The organism is Streptomyces sp. NPDC048600 (assembly GCF_055587025.1).
In genome coordinates, this window is record NZ_JBVJGZ010000017.1 from 19,392 (window position 1) to 37,988 (window position 18,597).

Here is an 18,597-nt window from a genome sequence, read left to right on the forward strand (position 1 = left end):
CCGCGGTCAGCCGTCCAGCTCGGCGATCCTGGCCGTCGACGGCTCGCGGCGATGCTGTGCGGCGCGGGCGGTGGAGTCGGTGGTGCGCAGCACGCGCTGGACGTTGCCCCAGGTCAGCAGCGCGATGTCGGCCGCGGGCCAGCCGCGCTGGAACAGCTCGGCGACGAGCCGCGGGTACCCGGAGGGGTCGCCGAGGTCCTGGGGGTGGGCGGCGCCGGAGTCGTAGGTGCCGGACAGGCCCACGCACTCGGGCCCGGCGATCTCACGGACGTGGTCGAGATGGTCGGCGACGTCCCGCACGGTCGGCCCGGTCTGCTCGGCGGTCAGCGGCACCATGCACAGGCCCTTCGCCGCCCCCAGCTCGGCGAGCAGGTCGTCGGGCAGGTTGGCGGGGTGGGGGCGCAGCGCGCGGGCGGCGGAGCGGGTGCACAGCACCGGCGTCCTGGACAGGGCGATCGTCCGGGCGACGGTGGCCTCGGAGGCGCCGGAGAGGTCGGCGAGGACCCCGAGCCGGTTCATCTCCCGCACGACCTCCTCGCCGAACCGGGTCAGCCCGGCCTCACTGGCCCAGGAGGTGCCGCTGAGAGTGAGCACGCGCACCCCGAGCCGGTGCAGGACGCGCAGGATGGCCAGGGAGTCGTCCAGCGCGGCGGCCGTGGCCGGACCGAGCAGGACGGCGACCCGGCCGCAGTGGCGGGCGTCGATGAACTGCCCGGCGCTGCGGGCCAGGCGCAGGCCCTCGGGGTGCGCCCCGATGACCGAGCGCACCAGGTCGAGCTGCTCCAGCGTGGCGCCCACGGCCCGGTCGGCCGCCAGCCCCTCGGGCAGTTGCAGCGACCAGAACAACGCCCCGACCCGGCCCTCCCGCAACCGCGGCACATCCGTGTCGACCGCGCTCTCCCCGAGCTGGAGGTCGTACCAGGGCAGGTGGCGCAGCGCCCAGGGCAGGCCGCTGTAGCCGTCGGCGACGGGGTGCGAGGCCAGCAGGGCGTGCGCCTGTTCCAGCGGCTGCGCTCCCTCGGGGACGCTGACGGACGGCTCTTCGACCAGCTCGTCGAACGGCTCCGCGAGGGGCAGCGCGGCGATCCCGGTGCCGGGGTGCAGTTCGTCCTGGAGGTCGGCCATGGCGGTCTCCGTACGTCGGGATCACGGCGTGACCCGCCGTACCGTCACCGTCGCACGGACGTCCGGGGCCTTCCTGGTGGGCGGGGCGTTCGGGGGTACGCCCGCCGCCGCGCTTCAGGACCGCCGCGGGGCGGGGCGACCGGGGACACCGGCCGCTCCGCCCGGGGACGGCGGTCAGCCGTCGAGCGACTCGATCGTCGCGTTGGACGGGGAGCAGGTGGCCCGGAGATGGCGGGCCACGTCCTCCGCGGCGTCCAGCACCCGGACCGCGTTCTGCCAGGTCAGCTTGGCGAGATCGGAGTTGGACCATCCGCGGTCGTGGAGCTCGACGAGAAGACGCGGGTAACTCGACACGTCACCGAGGCCCTCGGGGGTGAAGGCCGTGCCGTCGTAGTCGCCGCCGATGCCGAGATGGTCGACGCCGGCGACCTCGCGCATGTGGTCGAGATGGTCGGCGACCGTCGACACCGTGGCGACCGGGCGCGGCCGCCGCTCCTCGAAGGCCGCGTGGACCTTCATGGCCTCCGGGGTGGTGTCGAGGTGGTGGAAGCCGTGGGCGCGCATGTTGTCGTCGGCGGCGGCCGTCCAGTCGACCGCGGCCTGGAGCACGAACTTCGGCACGAACGTCACCATCGCCATGCCGCCGTTGCCGGGCAGCCGCTCCAGGACGTCGTCGGGGACGTTGCGCGGATGGTCGCACACGGCCCGCGCGGAGGAGTGGGAGAAGATCACCGGGGCCGTGGAGGTGTCCAGCGCGTCCCGCATGGTCGTCGCGGCCACATGGGAGAGGTCCACCAGCATGCCGAGACGGTTCATCTCCCGCACGACCTCACGCCCGAACGCGGACAGCCCGCCGACGCTCGGCACGTCCGTCGCGGAGTCCGCCCAGGCCACGTTGTCGTTGTGGGTGAGCGTCAGGTACCGCACGCCCAGCGCGTACAGACCCCGCAGTGTGCCCAGCGAGTTGTCGATGGAGTGCCCGCCCTCGGCCCCCATCAGCGAGGCGATCCGGCCCTCGCGGCGCGCCGACTCCATGTCCGCGGCCGTGAACGCGGCCCGCAGTTCCATCGGATGACGGTCGATCAGCTGCCGTACGCAGTCGATCTGCTCCAGCGTGGCCGTGACCGGGTCGGGCAGGTCCGTGCGGACGTACACGGACCAGTACTGCGCGCCGACCCCGCCCTCGCGCAGCCGGGGCAGGTCGGTGTGCAGATGGGCGTCCTGCCGTACGGCGATGTCCCGGGCGGAGAGGTCGTAGCGGACCTGTTCGCGCAGGGCCCACGGCAGGTCGTTGTGGCCGTCGACGACCGGGAACTCGGCGAGGAGTTCCCGGACTGCCTCCAGGGCGGTCATCGCGGTCACTTCCCGAAGCCGAAGCCGCCGCCGGACCCCTCGGCCTTGGCGCGCAGGCGCTTGCCCTTCTCGGTGGCCTGGTCGTTCAGGTCCTGCTGGAACTCGCGCATCCTCGCCAGCAGGTCCTCGTCGTGCGCGGCGAGCATGCGGGCGGCCAGCAGACCGGCGTTGCGGGCGCCGGCCACCGACACGGTCGCCACCGGCACACCCGCCGGCATCTGCACGATCGACAGCAGCGAGTCCATGCCGTCCAGGTACTTCAGCGGCACCGGCACACCGATGACCGGCAGCGGGGTCACGGAGGCGAGCATGCCCGGCAGGTGCGCGGCGCCGCCCGCCCCGGCGATGATCGCCTTCAGGCCCCGGTCCGCGGCGTTCTCGCCGTACGCGATCATCTCGCGCGGCATGCGGTGGGCGGAGACGACGTCGACCTCGTAGTCGATCTCGAACTCGTCGAGGGCCTGGGCCGCGGCCTCCATGACCGGCCAGTCGCTGTCCGACCCCATGACGATGCCAACAACAGGGCTCATTCGGTGATGGTGCCTCTCAGGTAGTCGGCAGCGTGACGCGCGCGCTCCAGCACGTCGTCCAGCTCGTCGCCGTAGGTGTTGACGTGACCGACCTTGCGGCCGGGCTTCACGTCCTTGCCGTACATGTGGATCTTGAGCTTGGGGTCGCGGGCCATGCAGTGCAGGTACGCGGAGTACATGTCGGGGAAGTCGCCGCCGAGGACGTTCGCCATGACCGTCCAGCGCGCCCGGGGGCGCGGGTCGCCCAGCGGGAGGTCCAGGACCGCGCGGACGTGGTTGGCGAACTGGCTGGTGACCGCGCCGTCCTGGGTCCAGTGACCGGAGTTGTGGGGGCGCATCGCCAGCTCGTTGACGAGGATGCGGCCGTCGCGGGTCTGGAACAGCTCGACGGCGAGGTGGCCGACGACTCCCAGTTCCTTGGCGATGCTGAGCGCCATCTCCTCGGCCTTCAGCGCGAGCGCCTCGTCCAGGTCCGGGGCGGGCGCGATGACCGTGTCGCAGACGCCGTCGACCTGGCGGGACTCCACGACCGGGTAGGCGACGGCCTGGCCGTGCGGCGAGCGGACCACGTTGGCGGCCAGCTCACGGAGGTAGTCGACCTTCTCCTCGGCGAGGACCGGGACGCCCGCCTTGAAGGGCTCGGCGGCCTCCTCGGCGGAGTCCACCACCCACACGCCCTTGCCGTCGTAGCCGCCGCGGACGGTCTTCAGGACCACCGGGAAGCCGTCGCCCTCCGCCGCGAACGCGGCCACGTCCCGCGGATCGGCGACGATCCTGTGCCGTGGACAGGGCACACCGATCGCGTCGAGCTTCGCGCGCATCACCCCCTTGTCCTGGGCGTGCACCAGCGCGTCGGGGCCGGGGCGCACGGGAATGCCGTCCGCCTCCAGGGCCCGCAGATGCTCGGTGGGAACGTGTTCGTGATCGAAGGTGATCACATCGCACCCGCGCGCGAAGTCACGCAGCGTGTCGAGGTCGCGATAGTCGCCGACGACGACATCGCTGACGACCTGCGCCGCGGAATCCTGAGGGGTGTCACTGAGGAGCTTGAACCTGATGCCGAGCGGGATGCCTGCTTCGTGTGTCATACGAGCGAGCTGGCCCCCGCCGACCATGCCGACTACCGGGAACGTCACGCCCCCAGAGTATCCGGCGCGCGAGGACGGCCGGATTCCGCTCCTCGCGCGGGTCCCGTTACCGCTCCTCGCGCGTCCTGTGACCGCTCCTCGCGCGGGTCCTGTGACCGACCTGTGTGCTCGGTCGCGAGCGATCACGAAAGGGGGGTGGTTAGCATGATTGCGTTGACGATTTCCGACGGACGGGGCCTACAACGCCATGGGACGTGGTTCCTCAGGGCTTCACTCGGCGCCGCCCGGCGCGTTGCGGCTGCGCTTCGACCACCTGCTCCGGGAGGTCGCGAAGTTCGGCGCGGTCGGCGGTGCGGGGCTGCTCGTCAACCTCGCCGTCTTCAACCTGGTGCGCAGCGTCACCGACCTCCAGGTGGTGCGCGCCAGCGTCATCGCCACGGTCGTGGCGATCGCCTTCAACTACATCGGGTTCCGGTACTTCACCTACCGTGACCGCGACAAGAGCGGCCGCACCCGTGAGATGACCCTCTTCATCGTGTTCAGCGCGATCGGCCTGGTCATCGAGAACGGTGTGCTGTACGCGGCGACGTACGGGTTCGGCTGGGACAGTCCGCTGCAGAGCAACATCTTCAAGTTCCTCGGCATCGGCGTCGCCACCCTGTTCCGCTTCTGGTCCTACCGCAGCTGGGTCTTCAAGGCCCTGCCGCAGGAGACGGCCGCGCCGCAGCAGGTCACCGCCGCCGGGTCGCGCGGCACCCCGCGGGCCCGATCGGGCAGGGCCGGGCACCGCTCCGCCGACGGGACGCGGTCGGGACGGCAGCGGGTCAAGCAGCGGGTCTGAGGGGCGCGGGGGCTGTTCCGGCTCCGGACCGCCCGCGCTCAGCGCACTGTGGGGGCCTTCTCCTCGCTCTTCGGCGGGGCCGTGCGGGACAGGAACAGGCCGAAGACCGGCGGCTGGGCCTGGAGCATCTCCAGGCGGCCCCCGTCGGCCTCGGCGAGGTCCCGGGCCACGGCGAGGCCGATACCGGTGGAGTTGCGGCCGCTGATGGCCCGCTCGAAGATGCGCGCGCCGAGGTCGGCCGGGACGCCCGGGCCCTCGTCGGTGACCTCGATCACGGCCTGGTTGCCGGTGACCCGGGTGCGCAGGGCGACGGTGCCGCCGCCGTGCATCAGGGAGTTCTCGATCAGCGCGGCCAGCACCTGCGCGACCGCGCCCGGGGTGCCGACCGCCTGGAGGTGCCGTTTTCCGGAGCTGACGATGGCCCGGCCCACACCCCGGTACGCGGGGCGCCACTCGGCGAGCTGCTGCTGGATGACCTCGTCGAGGTCGAAGGTGACGGCGGAGCCGGTGCGGGGGTCGCGGGCGTTGGTCAGCAGCCGCTCCACGACGTCCGTGAGGCGCTCCACCTGGGTCAGCGCGATGGTCGCCTCCTCCTTCACCGTCTCCGGGTCGTCCGTGAGGGTGATCTCCTCCAGCCGCATCGACAGCGCGGTGAGCGGGGTGCGCAGCTGGTGGGAGGCGTCGGCGGCCAGCCGCCGCTCGGCGGTGAGCATGCGGCCGATGCGCTCGGCCGAGGCATCCAGTACGTCGGCTACGCGGTCCAGTTCGGGGACGCCGTAGCGCTTGTGACGGGGGCGCGGGTCGCCGGAGCCGAGGCGTTCGGCGGTCTCCGCGAGGTCGGTGAGCGGGGAGGCGAGGCGGCCCGCCTGGCGCAGGGCGAGCAGGACCGCGGCGATGACGGCCAGCAGGGCCACCGCGCCGATGATCAGCAGGGTGCGGCCGACCTCGCGGGTGATCCGTGAGCGGGGCTCCTGGACGGTGACCGTCTCGCCCTCCTCGCCGCGCGCGGTGTGCTCGATGACGTCGCCGTCGGGCTCGTCGCCGATCTCGATGACCTCGCGGCCGGGGATGCGGATCGCCGCGAAGCGGTCGTCGCCGACCTGGTCCTGCAGGATCTCCGCGGAGATCTGCTCGTCGCCGAGGATGCGGCCGTCGACGATGCCGGCGAGGCGTACGGCCTCGGAGTTCACCCGCTCCTGGGCGGTGGTGGTGATCGTCCGTGTCTCGACGATCACCAGGGATACGCCGAAGACGGCGATGACGACGAGTACGACGGCGAGGGTGGACTGGATCAGACGACGGCGCACGGGTCCTCCGGGAGCGGCTTCACGACTCCCAGTCTGCCAACACGGTCCCCTTGAGCGCCGCTCCCCCCTCCGGGGCAGGGCCGTCGATCGAGTGCGGCCCGCTCGTGGCAGATCGCGCAGTTCCCCGCGCCCCTTCAGTGCTTGCCGCCGCCGTTCGACCGCGGGTCCTCGTGGGCTGGTCGCGCAGTTCCTCGCGCCCCTAGGGGGTGCGGTCGTCGATCGGGTGCGGGTCGCGGTCGGCCGGTCGCGCAGTTCCCCGCGCCCCTAGGGGGTTGGGCTGCTGGCGCGTCGGGCAGCCCATCGGGGTCGCGGGACTGTACCGATCTCCGGCTACCGCCACGCGGACCCGACAAGCCGCAGCCGACAACCGACGGCAACCACATCAGGGGCGCGGGACTGTACCGAATTGCGGCTACCGCCGCGCGGGCGCGACAAGCCGCAGCAGACAGCCACCCGATCAGGGGCGCGGGGAACTGCGCGAACAGCCCACCACGGCCCACAGCCGAACGACTGCAAGTAGCACCATCAGGGGCGCGGGGAACGGCGCAAGAGGCTGTAGGGGGCTCGGGCAGGGGGCGGCAGCGGCCCCGGGGGTGGGTGGGGTTCAACCGCCGGCGGCACTCAGCTCTTCTCGAAGCGGAACCCGACCCCCCGCACAGTCGCGATGTACCGAGGATTGGCCGCATCGTCACCCAGCTTCTTGCGCAGCCACGAGATATGCATGTCGAGCGTCTTGGTCGACGACCACCACGTCGTGTCCCACACCTCACGCATCAGCTGATCCCGCGTGACCACCCGCCCCGCGTCCCGCACGAGCACCCGCAGCAGATCGAACTCCTTCGCCGTGAGCTGGAGTTCCTCCTCGCCCATCCACGCCCGGTGCGACTCCACGTCGATCCGCACGCCGTGCGTCGCCGGCGGCTGCTGCGGCTCCGCGGAACCGCGCCGCAGCAGCGCCCGGACCCGGGCGAGCAGCTCGGCGAGCCGGAACGGCTTGGTGACGTAGTCGTCCGCCCCCGCGTCCAGCCCGACGACCGTGTCCACCTCGTCGGCCCGCGCGGTGAGGATCAGGATCGGCACGGTCTGCCCCTCGGCGCGCAGCCGGCGGGCGACCTCCAGGCCGTCCATGCCGGGCAGCCCGAGGTCCAGGACGACCAGGTCGATACCGCCCTGGATACCCGCGTCCAGCGCGGTGGGGCCGTCCTCACGCACCTCGACCTCGTACCCCTCCCGGCGCAGCGCGCGGGCCAGGGGCTCCGAGATGGACGCGTCGTCCTCGGCGAGCAGTACACGGGTCATGACCTGATGGTAGTCCGCCTGGTGGCGGCCCAGAGGTGAGATCGCCACGGCGGATTCTTACCTTTGGATCTGTACCGAAATGACGGATTCACACCTTTCCCAACCTTGGTACGAACCTATGATTGAGGCTCGGATCCGTCTGATCGCATTCGAATTAGGCTCCACGGTTCCTTGATCACCTGTGATCCATATCTCAAGTCCTTTCATTTCAGGCACTGAACTGCCGTATGGTGATTCAACGCCTGTAGCACCGCAGGGACCTTTGGCTCCGCATTTGACGCCGAGGGTCTCTTTTGTGTGCGGGCCGGCTCGCGCCGGCCCTGAAAGGAATGACCTGTGGCCGGGCCTCACCACGCGACAACGCGCGAGAGGCGTGGATCCCGGTGGTCGCCGTCCACCGTCCCGTGACCCGGGGCGGACTCCCCCTGGGCGTAGGGGCGGACGGGCCGATCACGCCGGTGCCGGCCGCCCCACCGGGCGCGCAACGCTCCACCCCGCGCGTCCCGAACCAGCAAGGAACGACCCATGGCGTCCAGCCTGACGAAGGACTCGGTCCGTCCGGGCACCCCCGGTTCCGAGAAGACCTTCCTCGGCCACCCCCGCGGCCTGGCCACTCTCTTCATGACCGAGATGTGGGAGCGGTTCTCCTACTACGGCATGAGGGCACTGCTCCCGCTGTACCTCGTCGCCCCGGGCGGCCTGCACCTCGACGCGGCCACGGCCACGGCGATCTACTCCGTTTACGTCTCGCTGGTCTACCTGCTGGCGATGCCCGGCGGCTGGTTCGGCGACCGGGTCTGGGGCCCGCGCAAGACCGTCGCCGTCGCCGGCGCGGTCATCATGCTCGGCCACCTCACCCTGGCCCTCCCCGCCTCCGGCACCTTCTACGCCGGTCTCGGCCTGGTCGCCGTCGGCTCGGGTCTGCTGAAGGCCAACATCTCCACGATGGTCGGCCACCTCTACGACGGCCCGGACGACCCGCGCCGCGACGGTGGCTTCACGGTCTTCTACATGGGCATCAACCTCGGCGCCTTCGCCGCCCCGCTGGTCATCGGCACCATCGGTGAGAACGTCAACTGGCACCTGGGCTTCGCCCTCGCCGCGCTCGGCATGGCCCTGGGCCTCGGCCAGTTCCTGCTGGGCAGCCGCAACCTGGCCGAGCGCTCCAGCGTCGTGCCGAAGCCGCTGTCCGCTCAGGAGAAGGCGTCCACGCTGCGCAAGGCCGCCGTCTGGGCCGGTATCGCCGTGGTCTTCTACGCGATCGTCGGCTTCTCCGGCTCCTACACCCTGAACTGGATCCTGGTCCCGCTGACCCTGCTCGGCGTGATCATCCCGGTGCTGGTGCTGGTCAACATCAAGCGCGACAAGGACCTCGACCGCACCGAGCAGAAGTCGATGTCGGCGTACATCTGGTTCTTCGTCGCCGCCGCCGTCTTCTGGATGATCTACGACCAGGGCGGCTCGACCCTGTCGATCTTCGCCGACTCCTCCGCCGAGAACACCGTGTTCGGCTGGGAGTTCCCGGTCTCCTGGTACCAGTCGGTCAACCCGGTCCTGATCATGGCGCTGGCCCCGGTCTTCGCCTGGTTCTGGCTGGCGCTGAACCGGCGCGGCAAGGAGCCGAGCACGATCGTGAAGTTCGCCTCGGGTCTGGTCCTGGTCGGCGCGTCCTTCTTCCTCTTCCTCGCCCCGCTGTCGATCGCCGAGGGCGGTCACAAGGCGGCCGCGATGTGGCTGGTGGCGATCTACTTCGTGCAGACCGTGGGTGAGCTGCTGCTCTCGCCGGTCGGCCTGTCGGTCACGACGAAGATGGCGCCCGCGAAGTACGCCTCGCAGATGATGGGTGTCTGGTTCCTGGCCGTCACCGCGGGTGACGCCACGACCGGTCTGCTGTCCATCGCCGGGGTCGATCTCAACAAGACGGGCATCGTCGCGCTGGAGGCGACTCTGGCCGTGGTCGCCGGTGTCGCGGTGTGGATGTACCGCAACAAGGTCAAGGAGCTCATGGGCAGCGTTCGCTAGTCCGGGCTCGCTTGCGCGAAAGGGCCGCCGTATCCGAGGGGGATACGGCGGCCCTTTCGCCGCTTTGCGCGGCGGACTGTGGGCGGCTGCGGGTCCGTCGTGGTTTCTCGCGCAGTTCCCCGCGCCCCTGAGGGGCGGTTTTCTGCGGGTGTCGCCGTGCGGGCGGGGCAGCCTTGTCGCCGTGCGCGTGCCGTGCGTGGGCGGCTGCGGGTCCGTCGTGGCTTGTCGCGCAGTTCCCCGCGCCCCTGAGGGGCGGTTGCCCGGCCGTTCTCCGCGGCTCTAGGGGCGTTTGCGGGTTGGTAGGGCTGTGAAGATTGCTGTGCCCAGGAGGAGGGTTGTGGCTGCTGCCAGGGCCAGGGCCTTCAGGGGGCCGTGGGATTCTGAGCCTGTGTCCGCCAGGCCGCCGCCGGTGGTGGTGGTCGTACCACCCGCCGAGGAACCGCCTCCTGACGCTCCGCCGGGCTGGGCCGTGGTGTCCAGGGTGAGGGAGACCTCGGTCTTCTGGGGAGTGCAGGTCGTCGTCGTACCGAGGGCCTTGATGACCAGGACGCCCGGCGCGAGGGTCGACTCGCCGTCGGCGCCCGGCTTGTAGGTGCCCGTCAGGTCGGGGATCTCGATCGGCTCACCCGCCTTGACCGCCTCGGAGTTGGCCGGGCCGGTGACATGGACCGTGCCCCGGTCGTCGCCGCCGAGGACGACGTCCATGGACGGCTCGACCGAGTTCGCGGGGATCTCGGCGGGGCTGTCCATCACCGACTTCTTGAAGCCGACGGTGAGTTCGAAGTTCCCGCCGTCGCGCCGCGCGTCGATCTGCACGCGCGAGATCGCGTTCCGGTCGCCGATCGGGGTCTTGCAGGCGTAGGGGACCTGGACCTCCTTGCCCTTGAACTCCGAGGCGGGCGCGCTGGGTGTAGGGGTGGGGGTGGGCTCGGGAGTCGGGGTGGGGGTGGGCGTGGGCGTTGGTGTCGGGGTCGGGGTGGGGGTCGGGGTGGGGGTCGGCGTCGGGGTGCCGTCGCCCGAGGTCACCTTGATGGTCGCGGCGGGCGGCACCGGCTGCTCCGGCGTGCACCTGGTGTCCGTGGACATGGCGTTGATGACGTACGCGTCCGGCGTCAGCGTGACCTCGCCGGGTGTCGTGAGCCTGACCTTGCCTTTCATCGCGGACAGCACCATCGCGCCGCCCTTGGGTATGGGCGGGTTCTCGCGCGGCCCCCGCATCGCGATGTCGCCGCTCTGCGCGCCGCCGGCCTTGAGCGTGCCGCTCGGCTGGACCGAGTCGGCGGGCAGGTCGACGAGGTCGGGGTTCTTCGAGGCGGCCCGGACGAACGTCCACACCACCTCGACCTCCTCGCCCACCGCGGCCGTGGCCGGGGCGGTGATCTCCACCTCGGTGGTGCCGTGGACCGGCGGCAGACCCGAGATCGCCGGGGGCACGCACTCGGTGGCGTACGAGACCGCGGCGGCCCGCGCGGGCACGGCGGACAGGGCGAGCAGTACGCCCGCCCCGGTCATCAGGGCGAGAGCCCGGCCGGCCGGTGTGACTCTCCTTCGCTCCTTCACGTGCCTGCCTCTCTGCTGGGGAACTGGTCGTCGCGCGGCGCGGAGGGTGCGCCCGGATCGGCGTCCGGGGTGAACCAGGGCAGGGTCGGGGGCGCCGGGGACCCCCGGCCGCCGGGTGTCCTCGTACGGGGCAGCCGCAGGGCCACGGCCGGCAGACGCAGGCGCCGAGGCGCGGCCCCGCGCGGCCGCAGACGGTCCACCAGGGCCATTCCGGCGCGGAACACCGCGGCCGGCACCACCAGGCAGACCAGGATCCAGAACAGGGTCACGCCCCACGGGCGGCCCACCGCCCAGGGCTGCTCGGCCATCACCCTGCCGCCGTACTTCAGAGAGACGGTGTAGTCGCCGTGCGCCCCGGCGGCCAGTTCGACAGGAAGCTCGACCCTCGCGCGGCCGCCGGGCGGGATCGTGCCGCGCCACTGCCGCTCCTCCCACTGCGGCGCGAACACACCGTGCGCGGTGCCGACCTGGAAGACCGGGTCCCGCAGGGCCGAGGTGCCGACGTTGCCGACGGTGAGCACCAGGGTGCGGGTGGGCGGCGCCCCGAACCAGGTCAGCAGCCCGTCGGAGCCGTCGAGCCGGGCGTCCGTGAGGGCCGCCGGCCGGGCCCCGCCGGGCTGCGCGGGCAGCGGCTCGACGGCGTGCCCGGCGACCTGGAGGACCGCGTCGGCCTGTGCCCTCGCGCCCGTCGCCGTCGCCACGTGCACCACGCACGGGCAGGGCACGGGCGGTTCGGCGACGGGCAGTTCGCGCCTGAACCGCCCGTCGGCGTCCGTGGTGACGGCCCTGCCGTCGGCGTTGGCACAGGAGTTGGTGCCCCCGGGCACGCCCCGGGAGGGCACGGACTGCCCGCAGATCAGGATCATCAGCAGGGCGCGCGGCCGCCAGCCGCTGCCGTGCACGGTGACCGAACCGCCCGTGCCCGCCTGGGCCGTGGACAGCCGCACGGCGGGTTCCCCGTCCGCCCGGGCGAGCCCGGCCGGCACCAGCAGGGCGGCGACCAGCGCCAGCACCAGGGCCTTCGCCCTCACCTCGCCACCTCCCCGGGCCTGCGCCGCCTGCGTCGCCGTAGGACGATCAGGGCCCCGGCGGCGGCCGCTCCCCCGGCCCCCGCCGACGCGGCCGGCCACGGCACGAACCTGGCCCGCGCGCTCGCGCTGTCGCGGGCGCCGCCCGCCGCGGTGACCGTCAGCCGTACCTCGACCGCGTCCAGGGTGGGGCGCCCCGGCCAGGGCTCGGTCAGCCTCAGCCGGCGGCCGGGCGGGAGTTCGACGTCCAGCATGCGCGGCGCGCGGTCCAGCACCGGGCCGAGCAGCCCCTGCGCGCGCACCGCGAGCCGCGGCACGAGGGTGGTCGTACCGCGGTTGACCAGCTCGTAGACGATCCGTCCGTCGCGTACGGCGACGTGCTCGACGGTCAGCGCGGACAGGCGCGGCCCGCCGATCCGCAGCAGCAGCGGGACCGTGGCCGTACGGCCGTCGCCGTCCCGGGCGGTGATCGTGCCGGGCCGGTCGCCCGGGGCCGCGTCCGCCGGGACCGTCAGGGTCACGGGGATGTCGGCGCGGGTGCGGGCGGGCACCCGGACCTCTCGGCCGGCGAAGGCGACCGGGGCCCCGCCGCCGGTGAGCCGTACCGTCACCGCCCGGCTCCCCCGGTTGGTCACGGAGACGGAGTCCGTCAGGACCGCGCCGGGCCCGCCCTCGGCGTACAGGGTGGGGCGGCCGCCGCCGGAGGGCGTGACGGACCAGCCGTCGGCGGCCGAGACGGGTGTCGCGCCGAGGGCGAGCAGCGACAGGGCCAGGGACAGGAGGCGTACGGCGTACGGCATCGGCGGCTCCGTCGGGGAGGTGCGGCGCGATGGGGTGCCCCCGGCGGCGGACGCCGGGGAGCCTCGTCACGGAGTGGGGGCCGGGCAGGCCCCGGGAGGGTGGCCTGCCCGGCCGTCGACGGTCGGCGCATGCCTTTGTCCGCCGACGCGTGCCTTCAGCGGCCGGCGCGTGCCGTCCCGCGCCGCCGGGTCAGCCACAGGGTGCCCGCCGCACCGGTGAGCAGGACCGTGCCGCCGAGGATGCCGAGGGCGACGGCCGAGTCCGCCGGGCCCGTCTGCGGGAGTCCGGCCCCCGGATCGCCGCCGGCCGGCGGGTCGCCCCCGGTGTCCGGGCCGCCCGCGCCCGCCGCCTTCACGTCGAGGCTCAGGGAGGGGCCGGGGCTGTTGGTGGGTGTGCAGGTGGTCGTCGTACCGAGGGCCTTGATGGTGAGGACGCCCGCGGTGAAGGTGACCTTGCCGGACTTGCGCGGGGTGTACGTGCCGCTCAGGTCGTTGATCTTGATCGGGGTGTCGGCGGGGATCGCCGCCTGGTTGGCCGGGCCGGTCACGGTGAGGCTCCCGCCGTCGGCGCCGCCGATCTCGACGGTCGCGCTGGGGTTCATCGCCCCCTTGCCCAGCTCGACGGGGCTGGACGAGACGCCCTTCTGCCAGGACATGGTGATCCTGTAGCCGTCGCCGCTCCGCACGCCCTTGATGTCGATGGGCGACACCGCGCTCTTGTCCCCGATCGGCGTCTTGCACTGGTAGTTGACGTCGACGACCTCGGCCCGGGCCCCGGGAGCGCCCACCAGCACCGCCGATCCGGCCAGGACCGCGACGATTCCCTTCCGGTACGACATGGGCGTACCCCCATTCCTGACGGAGCATCAGATCGGCCGTCAAGGTACGCCCACGGGCAACAAGAGGGAAGAGAAGCGCACTCGGGGACGTGAGGCGGCGCCGGACCGCCCGTCCGCGCGCACGTCAGAGGCAGGCGGGGATCGGGATCGCGCCACACGGAAGGAACAGGCGGAGGGCGCCGAACCGCCCACACACGGACGCCGTGCGGCCGACAGGACCGCGCCCAGGGCGGTTACGCCGGGGCCGTCAGAGCGGAGCCCCCAGCTCCGCCCACACCGTCTTCCCCGTCACCCCGGGCGTGCGCACGACACCCCAGTCCAGACAGAGGCGCTGGACGATGAACATGCCGTGCCCGCCGGGCCGCCCGGCGCGATGGGGCGTGCGGGGCGCGGGCTGGCCGGTGCCCTTGTCGGACACCTCGACACGGATCACCTTGCCGTCGCAGGCGATCCACATCGTGTCCGGCCCCTCCGCGTGCAGACACGCGTTGGTGACCAGCTCGGACACGACGAGCAGCACGTCCTCCGCGACGGCCCGCCGGTCCGCGGACGCGGCGGGCAGCCAGCCCCACGCGTACAGCGCCTGACGGGCGAAGTCACGGGCCAGCGGCACGACGCCGGCCTGCCCCTCGAAGGCCAGCCGGCGCACCTGCCGGTCCTCGACGCCCCCGGGCTCACCGGACACCGCGGGCGCGCCGGAAGCGCCGCTGGGCTCTTCGGAGCCCGGCGAGTACGGCCGGGTGGTGCTCATCAGCGCTTCACCTCACCGATTCACCAGTTCACGATTCAGAAGTCTCTACAGGAAATCCGCAGCTGGGCGGTTGCCGCCGTCATGTTCAAGGGGTCTCCTGCCCGGGCGGCGCGGCGGAACACCCGTATCTTTCCGGCCCGACCGGATATTCCGGCCCAGCCGCACCCCCCGGCTCAGCCGGACTCGTCGGCCAGAGCCGCGTCGAGCGTGTCATGGACAGTGAAGACCGCGTCCGCGCCGGTGATCTCGAACACCCGTGCGACCACAGGCAGCATTCCGGCGAGATGGACACCGCCTCCGGCGGCCTCGGCCTTCAGCCGGGCGCCGAGCAGGACGTTCAGCCCCGTGGAGTCGCAGAACTCCAGCCGGGAGCAGTCCACGACCAGCCGGCTCAGGCCCCGCTCGAGGCACTCCTCCAGAGGTACGCGCAACAGGTCGGCGGTGTGGTGATCGAGCTCACCCGCCGGTGTCACGACCGCACTGGAGCCCTCCTGCCGCACCTCCACCAGAAGCCGGCCCGACTGCGCACTGCCGACCGTCCCGTGGTCCATGCCGTCTCTCTCCCGAGGTCGTCGCTGCCGATTGACGCCCTCGAACACTACGCCTTCCTCACACTCTCTGACACCTGAACAACCGCAACGAAGCGGACATACCCGCACGTAACACACTTGCGGTGGCTGTCGGAAAGCGGGTAGGGCTAGTAGAGACACGCAACCGACACGGCCGGCTTTGGAGGCGCCGCACACCGCAGTGCACCCAATGGCTTCGGCAGCCTTATGCCGAGAACGATGGAGGACACCATGTCACCCCGGCTCGACGCATCGCGCCCCGCTACGGACACGGCGACGTCGACACCCGCTCCGGAACAGCTGGAACCCATCACCCCCACGACCGACGCGGGCGAGGACGCGCTCGCCGGTCTTCCGGAGATCCCCCCGTACGACGAGGTGGGACCCGTGGACGCGCGGGCGTTGTCCAAGACCCTCTTCGAGCGGCTGGAGTCCCTCGAGGAAGGCACGCACGAACACGCGTACGTCCGCAACACGCTGGTCGAGCTGAACCTCGCGCTGGTCAAGTTCGCCGCCTCCCGCTTCCGTTCGCGCAGCGAGCCGATGGAGGACATCGTCCAGGTCGGCACGATCGGCCTGATCAAGGCGATCGACCGCTTCGAGCTCACCCGGGGCGTCGAGTTCCCCACTTTCGCGATGCCGACCATCATCGGCGAGATCAAGCGCTTCTTCCGCGACACCTCGTGGTCCGTGCGCGTCCCGCGCCGCCTCCAGGAACTGCGGCTGGACCTGGCCAAGGCCGGTGACGAACTGGCCCAGCGGCTGGACCGCGCGCCGACGGTGCCCGAACTCGCCGAGCACCTGGGGCTGAGCCACGACGAGGTCGTCGAGGGCATGGCCGCCTCCAACGCCTACACCGCCAGCTCGCTGGACGCCCAGCCCGAGGAGGACGACTCCGAGGGCGCGCTCGCCGACCGCATCGGCTACGAGGACCACGGGCTCGAAGGCATCGAGTACGTCGAGTCGTTGAAGCCGCTGATCGCCGAACTGCCGCCGCGCGACCGGAAGATCCTGTCCCTGCGGTTCGTGGCGGGCATGACGCAGTCGGAGATCGGCGAGGAACTGGGCATCTCGCAGATGCATGTGTCCCGGCTGCTGTCCCGGACCCTGGGGCGGCTGCGCAAGGGCCTGACGGTCGAGGACTGACCCCTCCGGCCGGAGGGCGCCCCTCGCCCGGACCTCACACGTCCGCGGCTGCCGCGCCGGGCCTCACGCGCCGGGCCCGCCCGTGTCGGGCCTCGCGTGTCCCGGCCCGCCGTGTCGGGGCTCGCGCGACAGCACCGCGGAGACGTCGTGGGTCACGGATCTCCGAAGCCTCGTGTTGTACGGATGCTCGGGGGCGGTTCGATCGGTCGGACCGCCCTCGTGGCCGTTACCGGACCGCATCCTTGTTCTCCCTGGTTACCCGGGGAAACCTCTTTTCCCGCCCGATCGGGTCCACCACTATGGGCACCCCCAAACCGACTGGCCAGTAAGTCAGTTATGGACGGGGTGTACACCAGGGACGGGGACGCGAGGAGGCTTGGTGATGGCGCGGGCCGAGGGAACCGGCAATGAGGCCGGGGCCGTTGACAGCGAGAGCGAGTACTCGGGCGCCGCGGACGCCCGGCTGACGGAACTGCTGCGCACCGGCAGCACGACCGCGTACCCGGCCCTGCGCGAACTGCGGGCCCGCCACCGCGAGTCCGTGCTCGCCTACGCCCGCCTCAGCACCGTCAGCGACGCCGTCGCCCGCCAGCTCGCCGCCCACGCCTTCACCTCGGCGGCCCGCGAGACAGCGCAGGGCACCGACTCCGGCACACCCGTACGCCACCGGCTGCTGCTGCTCGCCGCGCAGGTCGCCGGGCAGTGGGCGGCCGAGGAGCGCGCGGTCGGGCTCGACCCCGCCCTGCGGCAGGTGCTCGGCGCGGCCGGGCCGGACGGGCCCGTACCGCCCCTGCTCAGGGCGTTCCACTCGCTGCCGCCGCGCACCCAGGGCCTGATCTGGTACGGCCTCGTCGAGCGGGAGACCGAGGAGCGCACCGCCCTGCTGCTCGGGATGAGCCGTGCCGACGTGGCCTGGGGCGTCGAACGCACCCTCCCCGCCCTGGCCGGAGCCGCCCTGCGCACCCGCCTGGCCGACTCCGACGACCCCCACTGCCAGGACTTCCGCCGCCTGATCGAGGAGTCCGTACGCCCGGACTCCCCCCGCCACAGCCTCGACCTCGCCACGCACATGACGCAGTGCCCGCACTGCACGATGGCCTACGAGGAGCAGTGCGCCCTGCGCGACTCCCCGCGGGCGGCGCTGGCCGAGGGACTGCTGCCCTGGTCGGGCGCGGCGTACGCGGGCGAGGCCCCGGTCGGCGGCCGGGCCTCCGGCGCGGCCGCCGCGGCCGCGACCTCCGCGGGCGGGGACGGCCGGGACACCGGCACGCACACCACGGGTCGAAGGGCCACGTCGGGGACGGGCGCCCTCGCCGTCCACGGCGGCTCCGGCTCCGGCGGCTGGAACGGGCCGGGGCAGTCCTCCGCCGCGCACTCCCGTACGGCCTCCGGCGCCGCGTCGGGCGCCGGCCGGGGCGCGGCGGCCGTCCCCGGACCGGGGGCCGGGGTGCGCCCGGCCGGGTCCGGGCCCGCCGGTTCCAGGCCGGCCGCTTCCAGGCCCGCCGGGGAGGGTCCCGCGGGCCGCGGGTCGGTGGAGGAGGCGGCGCGGGCCTGGCCGGCCTCGCGGCGGTTCGCGCTCGCCTCGGCGGCGCTGGGAGTGGCGCTCACGCCGCTGCTGCTGTTCCTGCTCACGCCCGGCGACCCGCCCGCGCAGAACGCCGCCGCGCACACCCGGTACACACCGCCGCCCGTGCCCGCCGTGACGGTGACCGCGACCGTGTCGGTGACCCCCTCGCCGTCGCCCTCGCCCTCCCCCTCGAAGACCCGCACGTCACCGTCGCCGAAGCCGACGCCGACCCCGTCGCCCACCTCCGCGCGTCCCCGGCCGACCACCGCGGCGCCGAAGCCGCCCCCGCCGCCACCGGCCCCGCACGCGCCGAACGGCGTCTACGCCGAGGTGGTCAACGAGGACACCGGACGATGCCTGGACATCGCGGACGGCTGGTTCGACAAGGGCAACGACGTGATCGCGGCGCCCTGTTCCGGCTCCGACACACAGCTGTGGCGGTACGACGCGGAACGCCAGGTCCTCCAGGCGTACGCCGACGACGACTTCTGCCTGGACAGCCGCGGCTCGGACGACCGGGGCGCCGGCATCTGGACCTGCGACTCGGTCTACGGCAGCAACGGCCGCAACCTGATGTTCGAGGTGACCTCCGACGGCGTGATCCGCCCGTACGTCGCGCCCTACACGGCGCTGACGGCGTACGGCTACGACGACGGTCTGTGGTTCGACTGGACCGGGGGAGACGATGGGAGCCCCGCGCAGCGCTGGCAGGCGGGGCGGGCCCGCTGAGGTTCCGGCCCGGCCGAGGGTCAGCCCGGCTGAGGTCCCGGTC

16 protein-coding genes are annotated in these 18,597 nt (G+C 72.7%); 4 read left to right on the plus strand and 12 right to left on the minus strand.

Going from position 1 to position 18,597, the window contains the following annotated elements:
- Positions 1-6 precede the first annotated feature (6 nt).
- The 4 genes from ACZ6SQ_RS22720 to ACZ6SQ_RS22735 all read right to left on the minus strand — a co-directional run bounded on the left by ACZ6SQ_RS22720 (position 7) and on the right by ACZ6SQ_RS22735 (position 4,144).
- Entirely contained in the window at positions 7-1,125 is a 1,119-nt protein-coding gene (locus ACZ6SQ_RS22720) for a dipeptidase (RefSeq protein ID WP_469564900.1), read from the minus strand.
- Positions 1,126-1,299: 174 nt separating this feature from the next.
- Complete coding sequence (locus ACZ6SQ_RS22725) at positions 1,300-2,478, minus strand: dipeptidase (RefSeq protein ID WP_469565159.1); 1,179 nt, start codon at positions 2,476-2,478, stop codon at positions 1,300-1,302.
- Between the two features lie 5 nt (positions 2,479-2,483).
- Complete coding sequence (gene purE, locus ACZ6SQ_RS22730) at positions 2,484-3,008, minus strand: 5-(carboxyamino)imidazole ribonucleotide mutase (protein ID WP_469564902.1); 525 nt, start codon at positions 3,006-3,008, stop codon at positions 2,484-2,486.
- Positions 3,005-4,144, minus strand: a complete 1,140-nt coding sequence (locus ACZ6SQ_RS22735; RefSeq protein ID WP_469564904.1) for a 5-(carboxyamino)imidazole ribonucleotide synthase — start codon at positions 4,142-4,144, stop codon at positions 3,005-3,007. Before ACZ6SQ_RS22735 ends, purE begins: the two co-directional genes overlap by 4 nt.
- Positions 4,145-4,343: 199 nt before the next feature.
- Between ACZ6SQ_RS22735 and ACZ6SQ_RS22740 the strand changes: the two genes are divergently transcribed.
- Entirely contained in the window at positions 4,344-4,937 is a 594-nt protein-coding gene (locus ACZ6SQ_RS22740) for a GtrA family protein (RefSeq protein WP_469564906.1), read from the plus strand.
- Positions 4,938-4,975: 38 nt separating this feature from the next.
- On the opposite strand, the gene ACZ6SQ_RS22745 is transcribed toward ACZ6SQ_RS22740, so the two are convergent.
- Positions 4,976-6,244: an ATP-binding protein gene (locus tag ACZ6SQ_RS22745; protein WP_469564908.1), complete on the minus strand. Its 1,269-nt coding sequence runs from the start codon at positions 6,242-6,244 to the stop codon at positions 4,976-4,978.
- 621 nt (positions 6,245-6,865) lie between these two features.
- Complete coding sequence (locus tag ACZ6SQ_RS22750; protein ID WP_386379116.1) at positions 6,866-7,543, minus strand: response regulator transcription factor; 678 nt, start codon at positions 7,541-7,543, stop codon at positions 6,866-6,868.
- 525 nt (positions 7,544-8,068) lie between these two features.
- Between ACZ6SQ_RS22750 and ACZ6SQ_RS22755 the strand changes: the two genes are divergently transcribed.
- A complete protein-coding gene (locus ACZ6SQ_RS22755) occupies positions 8,069-9,565 on the plus strand; it encodes an oligopeptide:H+ symporter (RefSeq protein WP_386379115.1) in 1,497 nt (498 codons plus the stop codon).
- A 279-nt stretch (positions 9,566-9,844) separates the two neighbouring features.
- On the opposite strand, the gene ACZ6SQ_RS22760 is transcribed toward ACZ6SQ_RS22755, so the two are convergent.
- The 6 genes from ACZ6SQ_RS22760 to ACZ6SQ_RS22785 all read right to left on the minus strand — a co-directional run bounded on the left by ACZ6SQ_RS22760 (position 9,845) and on the right by ACZ6SQ_RS22785 (position 15,094).
- Entirely contained in the window at positions 9,845-11,125 is a 1,281-nt protein-coding gene (locus tag ACZ6SQ_RS22760; RefSeq protein WP_469564911.1) for a hypothetical protein, read from the minus strand.
- Entirely contained in the window at positions 11,122-12,156 is a 1,035-nt protein-coding gene (locus ACZ6SQ_RS22765; RefSeq protein ID WP_469564913.1) for a hypothetical protein, read from the minus strand. Before ACZ6SQ_RS22765 ends, ACZ6SQ_RS22760 begins: the two co-directional genes overlap by 4 nt.
- Positions 12,153-12,953 (minus strand): COG1470 family protein, encoded by an 801-nt coding sequence (locus tag ACZ6SQ_RS22770; protein WP_469564916.1) that lies wholly within the window; start codon positions 12,951-12,953, stop codon positions 12,153-12,155. The genes ACZ6SQ_RS22765 and ACZ6SQ_RS22770 overlap by 4 nt, the downstream gene beginning before the upstream one ends.
- Positions 12,954-13,108: 155 nt before the next feature.
- Positions 13,109-13,792: an LPXTG cell wall anchor domain-containing protein gene (locus tag ACZ6SQ_RS22775; RefSeq protein ID WP_469564918.1), complete on the minus strand. Its 684-nt coding sequence runs from the start codon at positions 13,790-13,792 to the stop codon at positions 13,109-13,111.
- Positions 13,793-14,039: 247 nt separating this feature from the next.
- Complete coding sequence (locus ACZ6SQ_RS22780) at positions 14,040-14,543, minus strand: ATP-binding protein (RefSeq protein WP_469564920.1); 504 nt, start codon at positions 14,541-14,543, stop codon at positions 14,040-14,042.
- A 173-nt stretch (positions 14,544-14,716) separates the two neighbouring features.
- Positions 14,717-15,094, minus strand: coding sequence for an STAS domain-containing protein (locus ACZ6SQ_RS22785; protein WP_469564922.1), 378 nt, complete (start codon positions 15,092-15,094; stop codon positions 14,717-14,719).
- A 249-nt stretch (positions 15,095-15,343) separates the two neighbouring features.
- On the opposite strand from ACZ6SQ_RS22785, the gene ACZ6SQ_RS22790 reads away from it, so the two are divergent.
- Both ACZ6SQ_RS22790 and ACZ6SQ_RS22795 read left to right on the plus strand, forming a co-directional pair.
- Positions 15,344-16,258: an RNA polymerase sigma factor SigF gene (locus tag ACZ6SQ_RS22790; RefSeq protein WP_469564925.1), complete on the plus strand. Its 915-nt coding sequence runs from the start codon at positions 15,344-15,346 to the stop codon at positions 16,256-16,258.
- Positions 16,259-16,640: 382 nt separating this feature from the next.
- Entirely contained in the window at positions 16,641-18,554 is a 1,914-nt protein-coding gene (locus ACZ6SQ_RS22795; protein WP_469564927.1) for a ricin-type beta-trefoil lectin domain protein, read from the plus strand.
- Positions 18,555-18,597 lie beyond the last annotated feature (43 nt).

Coding starts and splice junctions, on each gene's coding strand:
- ACZ6SQ_RS22720 (WP_469564900.1), bottom strand. CDS start 1,125: ATGGCCGACCTCCAGGACGAACTGCACCCCGGCACCGGGATCGCCGCG.
- ACZ6SQ_RS22725 (WP_469565159.1), bottom strand. CDS start 2,478: ATGACCGCCCTGGAGGCAGTCCGGGAACTCCTCGCCGAGTTCCCGGTC.
- purE (WP_469564902.1), bottom strand. CDS start 3,008: ATGAGCCCTGTTGTTGGCATCGTCATGGGGTCGGACAGCGACTGGCCG.
- ACZ6SQ_RS22740 (WP_469564906.1), top strand. CDS start 4,344: ATGGGACGTGGTTCCTCAGGGCTTCACTCGGCGCCGCCCGGCGCGTTG.
- ACZ6SQ_RS22750 (WP_386379116.1), bottom strand. CDS start 7,543: ATGACCCGTGTACTGCTCGCCGAGGACGACGCGTCCATCTCGGAGCCC.
- ACZ6SQ_RS22755 (WP_386379115.1), top strand. CDS start 8,069: ATGGCGTCCAGCCTGACGAAGGACTCGGTCCGTCCGGGCACCCCCGGT.
- ACZ6SQ_RS22770 (WP_469564916.1), bottom strand. CDS start 12,953: ATGCCGTACGCCGTACGCCTCCTGTCCCTGGCCCTGTCGCTGCTCGCC.
- ACZ6SQ_RS22775 (WP_469564918.1), bottom strand. CDS start 13,792: ATGTCGTACCGGAAGGGAATCGTCGCGGTCCTGGCCGGATCGGCGGTG.
- ACZ6SQ_RS22780 (WP_469564920.1), bottom strand. CDS start 14,543: ATGAGCACCACCCGGCCGTACTCGCCGGGCTCCGAAGAGCCCAGCGGC.
- ACZ6SQ_RS22785 (WP_469564922.1), bottom strand. CDS start 15,094: ATGGACCACGGGACGGTCGGCAGTGCGCAGTCGGGCCGGCTTCTGGTG.
- ACZ6SQ_RS22790 (WP_469564925.1), top strand. CDS start 15,344: ATGTCACCCCGGCTCGACGCATCGCGCCCCGCTACGGACACGGCGACG.
- ACZ6SQ_RS22795 (WP_469564927.1), top strand. CDS start 16,641: ATGGCGCGGGCCGAGGGAACCGGCAATGAGGCCGGGGCCGTTGACAGC.